The 11347-nt window shown below is 27.1% G+C and carries 12 protein-coding genes; 8 read left to right on the top strand and 4 right to left on the bottom strand.

Annotation, left to right across the window (positions count from 1 at the left end):
• Positions 1–132 precede the first annotated feature (132 nt).
• The 3 genes from ACQRC6_RS03655 to ACQRC6_RS03645 are packed head-to-tail and all read right to left on the bottom strand — an operon-like array spanning position 133 to position 2199.
• Positions 133–426 carry a DUF5960 family protein gene (locus tag ACQRC6_RS03655; RefSeq protein ID WP_427847792.1) on the bottom strand — a complete coding sequence of 98 codons (294 nt, stop codon included), beginning with the start codon at positions 424–426 and terminating at the stop codon, positions 133–135.
• Positions 423–767, bottom strand: a complete 345-nt coding sequence (locus ACQRC6_RS03650) for a hypothetical protein (protein WP_427847791.1) — start codon at positions 765–767, stop codon at positions 423–425. The genes ACQRC6_RS03655 and ACQRC6_RS03650 overlap by 4 nt, the downstream gene beginning before the upstream one ends.
• Before the next feature lie 19 nt (positions 768–786).
• Entirely contained in the window at positions 787–2199 is a 1413-nt protein-coding gene (locus ACQRC6_RS03645) for a Y-family DNA polymerase (RefSeq protein ID WP_427847790.1), read from the bottom strand.
• A 929-nt stretch (positions 2200–3128) separates the two neighbouring features.
• Between ACQRC6_RS03645 and ACQRC6_RS03640 the strand changes: the two genes are divergently transcribed.
• The 3 genes from ACQRC6_RS03640 to ACQRC6_RS03630 are packed head-to-tail and all read left to right on the top strand — an operon-like array spanning position 3129 to position 5130.
• On the top strand, positions 3129–3791 hold the full coding sequence (locus ACQRC6_RS03640) for an ABC transporter ATP-binding protein (RefSeq protein WP_427847789.1): 663 nt from the start codon (positions 3129–3131) through the stop codon (positions 3789–3791).
• On the top strand, positions 3788–4501 hold the full coding sequence (locus ACQRC6_RS03635; RefSeq protein WP_427847788.1) for a beta-carotene 15,15'-monooxygenase: 714 nt from the start codon (positions 3788–3790) through the stop codon (positions 4499–4501). The genes ACQRC6_RS03640 and ACQRC6_RS03635 overlap by 4 nt, the downstream gene beginning before the upstream one ends.
• Positions 4492–5130, top strand: coding sequence for a hypothetical protein (locus ACQRC6_RS03630; protein ID WP_427847787.1), 639 nt, complete (start codon positions 4492–4494; stop codon positions 5128–5130). Before ACQRC6_RS03635 ends, ACQRC6_RS03630 begins: the two co-directional genes overlap by 10 nt.
• Before the next feature lie 34 nt (positions 5131–5164).
• On the opposite strand, the gene ACQRC6_RS03625 is transcribed toward ACQRC6_RS03630, so the two are convergent.
• A complete protein-coding gene (locus tag ACQRC6_RS03625; protein WP_427847786.1) occupies positions 5165–5356 on the bottom strand; it encodes a hypothetical protein in 192 nt (63 codons plus the stop codon).
• A gap of 10 nt (positions 5357–5366) precedes the next feature.
• On the opposite strand from ACQRC6_RS03625, the gene ACQRC6_RS03620 reads away from it, so the two are divergent.
• The 5 genes from ACQRC6_RS03620 (at position 5367) to ACQRC6_RS03600 (ending at position 11313) form a co-directional block, all read left to right on the top strand.
• Positions 5367–6296: a histidine kinase gene (locus tag ACQRC6_RS03620; protein ID WP_427847785.1), complete on the top strand. Its 930-nt coding sequence runs from the start codon at positions 5367–5369 to the stop codon at positions 6294–6296.
• Positions 6274–6870 (top strand): response regulator, encoded by a 597-nt coding sequence (locus ACQRC6_RS03615; protein ID WP_427847784.1) that lies wholly within the window; start codon positions 6274–6276, stop codon positions 6868–6870. The genes ACQRC6_RS03620 and ACQRC6_RS03615 overlap by 23 nt, the downstream gene beginning before the upstream one ends.
• Before the next feature lie 392 nt (positions 6871–7262).
• Positions 7263–7865: a TetR/AcrR family transcriptional regulator gene (locus ACQRC6_RS03610; RefSeq protein WP_427847783.1), complete on the top strand. Its 603-nt coding sequence runs from the start codon at positions 7263–7265 to the stop codon at positions 7863–7865.
• Positions 7866–9584, top strand: coding sequence for an ABC transporter ATP-binding protein (locus tag ACQRC6_RS03605; protein ID WP_427847782.1), 1719 nt, complete (start codon positions 7866–7868; stop codon positions 9582–9584).
• The gene (locus ACQRC6_RS03600; protein WP_427847781.1) at positions 9577–11313 is read left to right on the top strand and encodes an ABC transporter ATP-binding protein; all 1737 of its coding nucleotides are present in this window, start codon (positions 9577–9579) and stop codon (positions 11311–11313) included. Before ACQRC6_RS03605 ends, ACQRC6_RS03600 begins: the two co-directional genes overlap by 8 nt.
• Positions 11314–11347 lie beyond the last annotated feature (34 nt).

The following is an 11347-nucleotide window of genomic DNA, read 5'->3' as shown; positions in this document are numbered from 1 at the left end:
GTAGAGTTTTCTATAAGAAGAATATCTAGGTCAAATAAGCGACGAAGCTTAGCTCGTTTGTATAAAAGTTTTTATAAAATAGAAAATGTAAAAAAATCAGCCAAAGGCTGAAAATTATTTACCAAAATATAATTAAAAAAATTCTATGGTAGATAAATTTCCAATATACTCAAATTGGCTGATATATTTATTATCTTTATTATTTAATTTTTTGAAAACAAAATAATGATCTTTATCGTCCACAGAATTTTTAGCATTGAGTCTAAAATAGTCGTGCTCAGCTAAAAACATATGAAGGAGCAAATCATCTGTTAAAAAAGTAAGGGGAACATTAATAGCAGAAAATTTATAAAAATCTTCCTCAAACCTTTTATAATTGCAAGAAAAATAATCAAATTGAATACAACTATTTTCTAAGTTATTCATAATTCCTCCAAAAGAACTATTTTAACAATATCGCAGAAATAAATATTAAGAGAATCATATCCACATAAATAAACAAAATTGTCAAAAATTTCTTTTATTTTTCCAATATATGGCTTTTGTCTAAGTTTTGTATAAATCATAATATCAAGAGCATTTACATAACTTTGATTAATGGCAATAGCTATTTCGCAATTACTCATTTGATCAGACACATCAACTACATCGTCCATGTGAAAAAGAGCAGAAGTGTGCTCAGAAATAAAAAATCCCATCCACTTTGCCATGCCTCTATCCACATAATTTCTTGCAGATTTAAAGGGCAAATAATTTCTATTAGCCATAAAATCACCTCACAAAAGACTAATTAGCACCGTCCATGCCACCACAATGACCACCAATTAAATTACTCCTTTCAATAACGCGAGAGCCTTCCATAAGGCAAGTCGCTCTTTGAACAGAAGTAAAACCAAATTTGTCGCGAATAGAATCAATGGTTTTGTCCAGATTTTCTTCGCGTTCAATTTTTCTAAAATCGTCAAAAAAATTTAAAATTGTAGAAGATTCATCAACTAAATTGTCGTAACTAACACCAAGTTGTCTAACAGCACCGCCCTTATATTTTTCACGAAAAAGTTTAATAACTTCACCACATAAAAACCTAGTTGATTGACTAGGATTTATAGTCCTCCTTGCATTAATAGAATTTCTATTTTCATTATATGAAAAGCCAATGTGAATAGAAATGACAGTCGCCTTTTTCTTAATTCGTCTAATTCTAATGGCAACTTGTTCGGCAATTTCACGCAAGACAATCTCAATTTCATATTGACATACATAATCGCGAGGAAGAACTTGAGAATTGCCAAGACCTTTAGACTTAGGCTTGTAGAGTTTAGTAATTTTAGATTCGTCAACACCATTAGCGTGAAACCAAAGTTGAAGACCAATTACACCAAGTTCTTTTTTTAGAATATCGGGATTATAATTGGCAAGGTCGCGGACAGAAAAAATATATAAATCATTTAGCCTTTTCTTCATCCTATTGCCAATGCCCCAAAAATTTGTGAGCTCATTTATGCCCCAAACTTTAGATTCCACATCTTCATAAGACCAATTTGCACGCATAGTATTAGTTTTTTTCGCCTCATTGTCAAGAGCAAGCTTAGCGAGAAGAGGATTAGCATTGCTCATACCAACAGTAGAATAAACACCAATAGATTCCCAAATATCCTTTTGAATCATAGAAGAAACAAGATCTAACTTGTCTTTGCGAGAAATATTTTTATTTGGAACAAAATAATTTAGACTATTAGTTAAATCAATAAATCCCTCATCAATAGAGTAGGGAAGGATGTCATCTTTAGTAGCATAATTTTGAAAAATCTTTTGAATTTTTAGATTTTCCTCGATATAAAGAGCCATTCTTGGAGGAACTATGAGTGTATTTTTCGCCCACTTCTCGATATAATCAATGTAAGTCTTAGTAATTTCATTGTTTTGATGTCTAGCATTTTTAAAACAAAACTTACGCGTTTCAATATCAAAGGGAAGGTCTCTAGCTCTGCCAACATTATTTTTGCCAAAAACTTTTTTAAAAAGAGGAGAGCTAGCTAAAATTAGACCACTAGAATTTTCAGCTCTACTCATTACGCAAAGGGAAGTAGTTAGAGGATCTAAATTTCTCATAACACATTCCACGCTTGCGTAAAAGGATTTAATATCCACAAAAGCAATATCAGATTTTGGTTCCAAAGAATAGTTAATAAAACCCATAGCGACCTCCTAAATAAAAAATAGAAAATACATTCAATCAAAAGTGTATTAACAAAACAAAAGTTTAACTAACTATATTGTAGAACATTTGACCAAAAAATTCAATTAATTATGGAGAAAATATAAAAATTTTGTTCTTAATATTTTTATTTGTTTTAAATTTTTTAAAAAGTTATAGTTAATATAAATAAAAAAGAAATATAATATAATAAATTTGAATTTTACTAGGGTGTCAGAGTTAATTTGATGAGTTTGTAGAAGATAGTATTTGGAAAATATTTTATCTTTATTAGAAAAAAGTGCCATATTTTATAAATCATATTTAATTATTCTAAGCTAAATATGATAATATATTTTTAATCTAAGTTTTGTATAAATAAAGAATATTACTGAAAGAGGGTAATATCAAATGAAGAATATGATAATTAGAATTTTATTTATTATAATAATAGTAGCTTGTATTCCTATATTATTTGTGGACACAAATCATTTATATGGACTTATAGCGACATTAAATTATTATCTACTCAGTCCATTCTCTCTTCCTGTACTAATTTTAATGCCATTAATTTTTAAAAATAAAAAATTATTTTGGGGATATATTTTATTATTTCCATTGGGGTGGAATATATTCTTTATCCTTTATTTTTTAGATGGCACACCTTATAGTTATGTCAGCATAAGCTCCTTTATAGTGGGAATTTTAATATCTATATATTTAAAAAATTTTTTTTCAAAAAATATTTAATTCAATCTCAGCAAACAATAAAATAATTATACTTATTGCTCTTAGACTAATAGGATAAGAAAAAGTAAAAAGCTTTTAAGGTTTTAAAAAAAATCTTAGAAGCTTTTTTTATTTAACTTTGCAGTATTTACTCATGAATTGTATTTTAAAATAATTTATTATCTAAGCAAGAGGTGAGAGTATGAATATAATTGAAGTGAAAAACTTGAGTAAAAATTTTAAAGAAAAAAATCTTTTTAATGATTTTGACCTTGAAGTAGAAGAAAATACTGTACATGCCATAATTGGACCTAACGGATCTGGCAAAACTTCTCTTTTAAGAATTTTAACTGGACTTTATAAAAAAGATTCAGGGGAAGTAATAGTTAAGGGAAAATATGCCATGCTTCTTGAGAATGACTATTTGTATGAGGATAAGACTGGCTTTGAAAATATTAAATTATATGGCTTGTATTTTGGATATGAGCTTAAAAATTATGAAAAATATTCTGACTTATTAGAAATCACAAAGGATTTAACTCGAAAGGTTTCAACTTATTCCAAGGGGATGAAAAGAAAACTTTCTTTATTAGTTATAGTAATGATGAATAGGCAGATTATATTTTTAGATGAAGCAACCAGTGGAGTAGACCCAATATCAAGAGTTGAAATTAGAAAACTTATCAAATTATTAAAAACAGAAGGCAAAACCATTGTTATTACGAGTCATGACCTTGATGAAATTGAAAAGGTGGCGGATAGGGTTTCAATGCTTAAAAATGGAAAACTACTCTTCACTAAAAAAATTTCTGAAATAGGAGGGGAAAGTTTAGAAGAATTATTTATAGAAGAGGGAATAAAATGAGAAATAATATGAATATTAATAAAGCTTGTAGATATTATTTGTTTAGAGATAAGGAAACAATATTAAATATAATAGTGTGTATGATTATTGTTTTGGGATTTTCTTTTTTGCTATGTAAAAATGTTTTTGAATCTAAGTCAACTTCCTATGTACTTTTAATGCTCTATGTTTTAATAGTGGGTCTTACACAGATAACAGCGAACTCCATGATAATTAACCTAACTGTAAAAGATAAATTAAACAAAAGAATTGAATTTATAATAGCATCAGGAATAAATATAAAAAATATTATTAGGGCATATACAATAGAGATGTGGAGAATTTCATCCATCCTTCCATTTTTCTTATTTTTCTTTACATACTATCTTTATGATTTTAAAAAAGATTTTAAATGGATTGTAGGAATATATATATCGACTGTAATTATGCTTTATTTTGAAATTTTATTTTTAAATATTTTTTCTTTATCCAGAAAAAATTTTAAATTTTTCAAAAATTTAGTATTTTTTGGAACTACACTTTTTATATACATTGTAGGCTCCTTTTCTAATAAGATTTTAAGTCTATTAGATAAATACGATATAAATTTAATTTATTTGATAGTTGGAATAAATATAATTTTACTTTTAACTTTTGGGATTTTTTCAATAATTAATCTAGCGAGAATTAATAATGAATCAATTATAAATAAGGAGGGGACATGGTCATAAACTTAATTAGAGAAGATATAAAAAATCTATTAGATAAAAACGCAATCTTAATGTGCATAATGGCAATATTTTTCACCTTTATTTCTTATTTTTTGGGAGATATTAATGAGGGTACAAGTATTGTTAACTTTATGAAAAATGAAGGCTTTTTAATTTTGTATATTGTGTTTTTTATAGAACTTGCAAAATCCACCCTAATAAGTGATAAGATTAGTAAAAAGATTGAGTTTATCCTTGCAAATGGTTTAACAAGAAAAGAACTCATTGTAAAATATATGATTTCCATAATGATAGCTACTTTTGTTATACTTGCTCCAAGTATAATGCTAATCCTACTGAAAATAAAAATCTCAGCACCAATAATAGTGAATCTTTTTTTTTCTATTATTTTTGAAAGTGTAATAGTAGTGATGATGATTTTATATACAATAAATATAAATAAATTAAATGGACTTCAAATAAGGTTGATTTTATCAATGATGGTAATTATGGGAATCTGTTTTTTACTTTATTATTTTACAAATATGATAGAATTATATTTAGCTTTAAAGATAACTATATTCACGATTATTCTCATATTTTTGAGTATAAAAACAAATAAAGAAAGGATTGTAATTAGCTACTATTAGATATGTATAAGAAATTAGAAAAAATTGCTTTAGCTCACTCATTTATAATTTTATTTTGTGGAATTCTTTTTAAAACCAATTTGATAATAAAAGATGCCTCAATTTTGAATGCAGTTTCTAGTGTTTTATTTTTCACATTATATTCATTTATATATACGGAATTATCAAATAAAAATATTCCAATAAAATATTCAAAAATTTTTTTAATAACTTCTTTATTGCCCATAGCTCTAATCTTGATTGATAAGATAAATTTTAAATTAATCCTTGGAATTGTAAGTTTTATATCAACATTGACCTATCTTAAAAAATTTATAATAGATAGATCTATCAAAGATATTAATATATTGCCAATTAATAAAGCATCAGCACAAAAATTTACCATAGGAATGGTAATTTTCTCTTTTATAATTATATATTTGTTTAACATAGATACTATGATAGCTTGTTTATTTTTCCAAATTATTTTTTTAATAATGGAGATTTTCTTTATAATATATATAAAGGATAGGGAAAATATATATGAGAATACATATAATTTATTTTATCTTTCTGATTATATGGCAGATGAGAGAGATGAATTTGCAAGGATTATTCATGATGAGATAATTCAAGATATATTTGCTGCGAGAAATTACCTTTCACTAAAAAACTCAGACATAAATCATGCAAGGGAAATTCTCATTAATTTGGAAAAACGGTTAAGAGAAATGATGAAATTTTACCAGGCAAATTTATTTGAAGATGTAAATACTGATACATCTATTGAAGGAATATTTTACAATATTTCATCATTATATCCAGAAAAAGAAATAAAAGTACAAAAGACGATTGATGAAAAACTATTAAAAAAAAATAATAAAAAATTAACTAGATTTATCTCAATAATATCAAAAGAATTGATAAATAATATTTACAAGCATTCAAAAGCTACATTTTTGAACTATAAGTTAAGTATCAAAGATGATTTTATCGTCTTGGAATTAGAAAGTGACGGAACAAATGAAGAAGATTATGAAAAAATAAAAAAATCACAAAGAGGCATCTTATTACTTAAAATTTTAATAAATTCAAATGCTGGAAACATAAAATATGATTTAAACAAGGATTTGCTTTCTACAAAAGTAAAGTTGGAGGTGGGAAATGAAACTTCTTTTATTAGATGACCATAAATTATTCGGCGAATCTATTAAGCTTCTTTTAGAAGAACAAGAAGAAGTTGAACTTTGCTCTTATGCTACAAATATAGATGAATTTTTTAAAAAATTGAAAAATGATGTTTATGACATATTGTTAATAGATATTAATCTCAAGAATGAAAAAACTGGATTTGATATAGTAAAGCAAATAACGGAAGAAAATCCAAATCAAAAAATAGTAATTTTATCATCATACGACATGGACAACTATAAAGATAGGGCATTCAAATTAGGAGTAAAGGATTTTATAAATAAATCCGTAGAAATTGAAGAATTAGTTTTTAGACTAAAAGAAGTCAACTTTGGAAAAATAAATAATAAATTAGTTTTTATAGCCAATCCACTTACAGAACGAGAAGTTGAGGTTCTAAGAGAATTAATAAAGGGAGAAAATAAAAAAGTGATTGCAAAAAAACTTTTTATAAGTGAGAGAACCCTATACAATCACATAGCAAATATATATGAAAAGCTAGGCACAAAAAATGCACTTGAAGCCTATAACAAGGCAATGGAGATAGGCTATATAAATCCGGTTATGTAAAGATTTTAAAGGCATTTAATTATTGGCAATTTAATTATAAACTTAGCATATTTAGTCAGCTAAATACAATATCTATTGTATTAAGAGAAAGCATATTGAGAATTTCGGGTAAAAAATTAGAAAATTTAGATAAAAAATAAATTGTCTATTAAAAATTAAAAAAAGAAAAAGAGATAGAATTTATGAGAATAAGTTAAAATTGTCTTTAAATCAAAGATAAAAACAATACTCTAAAATGCGAACAGCTTAGAAAAATTAATCTAAGCTGTTTTATTTGTATTTTTACATTTTAATTTATAAAAAATTTTTATAGCATAGAATGTATTGAAAATAAATATCAATAGTGATAAAATAATCATATCGACAATAGTGTCGGTATAAGGAGGTTGTTTATGGCTAAAAAAATGATTGCTGACGAAAGAAAAAAACAAATTCGACAAGCAGCTATGAAAGTATTTTTAGATAAGGGATTTAGAAATACTGTTATGAATGACATTATGGAGGAAACTGGACTTTCTAGGGGAGGTCTTTATCATCATTATGGCTCAACTTATGAGATTTTATATGAGATCATGGTTGAAGGGAATCTAAATAGAAGGAATGTTATTCGAAACTCCGTCAACGACGAAAGTTTAATAAGAAGTCCAAATTTTTTTTCTAGAATTATCGTGGATAAGATGCTTGCAGGCAGCGATTATGTAAAAATTTATGTTATGTTTTTATGCGAGTTGAAAGAAAACAATGACCTAAAAAACTTGTATATTAAGCTAAAAAAAGAGTCTATCCAAGTATTTAAAGAATTGTTTTCTAGCATGTCTATTGATATACCATCTGATGAAGAATTTGAATTTATGATTAATATTATAAATTCCGGGTTGATGGCTTGCGAAATTTTGGGAGCTCGTTCAAATTTTATAGAAAATAAGAAATATATCATGGAAATGATAGAGACTTATTTTAAATCTGTAATGAAAAAAAGTAAAGGAGTTAAATAAATGGATTTATTAAAAAAGTATGTAAAGGAGAAAAAAATACAATATTTTATTTCTGTATTGTTTGCAATACTTGGTGTAATTTCCAATCTCTTTGTATACATTATTCTAGGTGATTTAATTATATATTTGATTGGTGGGAACCAAGATTTTAATTATTATTTACAAAAAATATGCCTAATATTTTTCTGCCTTCTAATAAAAGAAATATTCATGTCCTTATCAACAATGATTTCTCACAAAGTAGCTTATCAAATAATAAGAGATATAAGGAAAAATCTTATGGAAAAATTATTTGAAATGCCTCTAGGAGACATATTAAATGAGTCTACTGGCAAATTAAAAGACATAATTGTAAATCAAGTTGACAATACTGAAACAACTTTGGCTCATATCATACCTGAGATGACAGCAAATTTAGTTGGACCTGTAATATTATTTATTTATATGTTGACTTTGGATTATAGGCTAAGTCTTATATCTTTAGTTCCATTATTTATTGGTGGTTTTTTTATGAGTGGACCTATGAAGAGAATGAAAGTAAAATTTCCACAAGCAGTTAAAATTGGTCAAGACATGAACAATTCTATAGTTGAATATATCAACGGGATTGAGGTCATCAAAACATTTAATCAAGGAGAAAAATCCTATAAAAAATATAGCGAAAATGTATATAAAAAGGCAAATTATTATTACAATTGGATGGGAGAAAATACAAGAGATTATGCTATAAGTATGTCTATTGCACCTGTTGGTATTTTAACTATCATACCATTTGGTTTATATCTTTTTATGAAAGGCTCTTTAGATGGTGGTGTGTTTTTAACATTGATAATCCTTTCTTTTGGAACTATACAAAATATAATGAGAGTAATGACATTTGAAGATGATATAGGAAGAATATCAACAATTTTTGGAGAAATTGAAAATATATTTAATGGGAGAGAATTGTCTCATAAAAACAAAAACACAGAAATTAAAGATTATAATATAGAGCTGAAAAACGTAGATTTTTCTTATGAGAAAGATAGACAGGTGCTAAATAACTTGAATATAAATATAAAGGAAGGCAGTGCAAATGCCTTAGTAGGAGAATCTGGTTCAGGAAAGTCGACTATTGCAAAACTCATTGCAGGATTTTGGGATACAGATAATGGCTCTATAAACATAGGAAATGTAAATATTAAAGACATATCCCTTGAAGAACTCTCAAATACAATTTCCTATGTATCACAAGATAATTATCTTTTTGATATATCCATTAAGGAAAATATTAGGATAGGAAAGAAGAATGCCAGCGATGAGGAAATAATTGAAGTATGCAAAAAATCAGCCTGTCATGATTTTATAATGAATTTGTCAAAGGGATATGATACAAAAGTTGGTGAAGCCGGGAAACATTTATCAGGTGGAGAAAGGCAAAGGATATCTATCGCAAGAGCGATGATAAAAAATGCACCCATAGTAATTTTAGATGAAGCAACATCTTATATTGACCCTGAAAATGAAGCTTTAATTCAAGATGCCATATCAGAATTAGTCAAAGGAAAGACTTTAATTGTTATAGCTCATCGTTTAAACACGATAATAAATGTAGATAAGATATTTGTCATTAAAAATGGAGAACTTACAGCTCAAGGTAGCCATGATGAGCTTTTGCAATCATCAGAAGACTATCGCAATCTATGGGAAACTGCTTTGAAAGGAGAAAAAAATGATTAGTGTTTTTAAAAAGATATGGGATTTTTCTTCCAAAGAACAAGTATATATAAAAAAATCAATTTTTGCCAATTTTATAGGAGCTATATTTAACGCTTTTCAATTTGCTGCAATTTACTATGCAATTTTAGGTATAATAAATAAAAATGTAAGTTTCAAAACCATAGGGATTTCAAGCTTATTCTTGTTAGTTAGCATTGTAGGAGTAATTATTTCAAAAAATTCATCCATGCTTAAACAAACACATGTTGGATATTTCATGGCTGGCGATAAGAGAATTGAACTTGGTGAGAAAATAAAAAAAGTTCCCATGGGATTTTTCTCAAGTTTAAGTTTGGGGAACTTAACGACAATCGCTACTACCAATTTAGATAATGTAGAAACTTGGGTTCCCAATTTATTTATCATGGTTTTTGGCGGTATGTTAAACGCTATTGTTTTTATATTGTCTCTGTTTTTCTTTTCTTATAAAGTAGGTTTTGTGGCGATAATAGGTTCTATTGTATTTTTATTTATTATTTCTCTTATGCAAAAAAGGTCGAGAGAAAATGCAGATAAAATTCATGAAATTCAAGTATCATTGACAAAAGAAGTTTTATCAACATTACAAGGAATGCAGATTATTAAATCTTATAATCTTGGAGGAAGCAATAATAAGAAACTTGATAAAAGCTTTGATGATGCAAGCAAGTCATCTTTTAATTTGGAGAAAACTGTATTACCATATACTTTATTAGCTAAAATTATAATAGCGATTACCATTTGTAGTATGCTTTTTATATCTGTAAAATCATACTTTGGTTTACAAAGTCAATTGGTTAATACTATCATGATATTTATAGCAAGTTTTGTTATATTTGATGGTCTAATTGCATCTGGATCAGCGCTTGCAATGTTAAGATTGGTGGAAAATGCTGTTGATTCTTATGATTATACAAAGTCTATTGAAAATATGTCAGAAGGAGCAATAGAAAAGCCTATCGAAAATCACGATATAGAATTTAAAAATGTAAGATTTTCTTATGATGATAGGGAAATTTTAAAAAATATATCAGCTACTATAAAAGAAAAATCAATGACAGCCATAGTTGGACCAAGTGGATCAGGCAAGACTACATTTTGTAATTTAATTGCTAGATTTTGGGATGTAAACTCTGGCGAGATTTTAATCGGTGGCGAAAATATAAAAAATTATAAAATAGAAAATCTAATGAAGTCTATTTCTATGGTTTTCCAAGATGTCTATCTATTTGAAGATACCATAGAAAATAATATAAAATTTGGCAAACAAAGTGCAAGTCATGAGGAAGTTGTAGAAGCTGCGAAAAAGGCAAGATGTCATGAGTTTATAGTTGGTCTTCAAGAGGGATACAATACTATCATTGGAGAAGGAGGAGCAAGCCTTTCAGGAGGAGAAAAACAAAGGATATCCATAGCAAGAGCAATGCTAAAAGATGCACCTATAATAATTTTTGATGAAGCTACTGCAAATATAGATCCGGAAAATGAAGATAAATTAAAAGAAGCCATAGAGTCCTTGACAAAAGATAAGACAGTTATAATGATTGCCCACAGACTAAAGACAATAAGAAACGCAGATCAAATTTTAGTTTTAAAAGATGGAGAGATAGTAGAGCGTGGAAATCATGATGAACTTATAAAAAATAATGGACTTTATTCAGATTTAATTAATGCAAAGAGCAAGGCTGAATCATGGAAATTAAATAATTAGTTAATTTAGTTAAATTATACTTACCAAATAGTAG

It is taken from the genome of Peptoniphilus sp. SGI.035 (assembly GCF_050315115.1).
Classification (GTDB): domain Bacteria; phylum Bacillota; class Clostridia; order Tissierellales; family Peptoniphilaceae; genus Peptoniphilus_A.
Note: the sequence above shows the minus strand (reverse complement) of the source record. Positions and strands in the feature narration are given on the sequence as shown.

Excerpts from the sequence above, each read along its gene's own strand:
- ACQRC6_RS03655 (WP_427847792.1), bottom strand. The coding sequence starts at position 426 with ATGAATAACTTAGAAAATAGTTGTATTCAATTTGATTATTTTTCTTGC.
- ACQRC6_RS03650 (WP_427847791.1), bottom strand. The coding sequence starts at position 767 with ATGGCTAATAGAAATTATTTGCCCTTTAAATCTGCAAGAAATTATGTG.
- ACQRC6_RS03645 (WP_427847790.1), bottom strand. The coding sequence starts at position 2,199 with ATGGGTTTTATTAACTATTCTTTGGAACCAAAATCTGATATTGCTTTT.
- ACQRC6_RS03640 (WP_427847789.1), top strand. The coding sequence starts at position 3,129 with ATGAATATAATTGAAGTGAAAAACTTGAGTAAAAATTTTAAAGAAAAA.
- ACQRC6_RS03635 (WP_427847788.1), top strand. The coding sequence starts at position 3,788 with ATGAGAAATAATATGAATATTAATAAAGCTTGTAGATATTATTTGTTT.
- ACQRC6_RS03630 (WP_427847787.1), top strand. The coding sequence starts at position 4,492 with ATGGTCATAAACTTAATTAGAGAAGATATAAAAAATCTATTAGATAAA.
- ACQRC6_RS03625 (WP_427847786.1), bottom strand. The coding sequence starts at position 5,356 with ATGGGCAATAAAGAAGTTATTAAAAAAATTTTTGAATATTTTATTGGA.
- ACQRC6_RS03615 (WP_427847784.1), top strand. The coding sequence starts at position 6,274 with ATGAAACTTCTTTTATTAGATGACCATAAATTATTCGGCGAATCTATT.
- ACQRC6_RS03610 (WP_427847783.1), top strand. The coding sequence starts at position 7,263 with ATGGCTAAAAAAATGATTGCTGACGAAAGAAAAAAACAAATTCGACAA.
- ACQRC6_RS03605 (WP_427847782.1), top strand. The coding sequence starts at position 7,866 with ATGGATTTATTAAAAAAGTATGTAAAGGAGAAAAAAATACAATATTTT.
- ACQRC6_RS03600 (WP_427847781.1), top strand. The coding sequence starts at position 9,577 with ATGATTAGTGTTTTTAAAAAGATATGGGATTTTTCTTCCAAAGAACAA.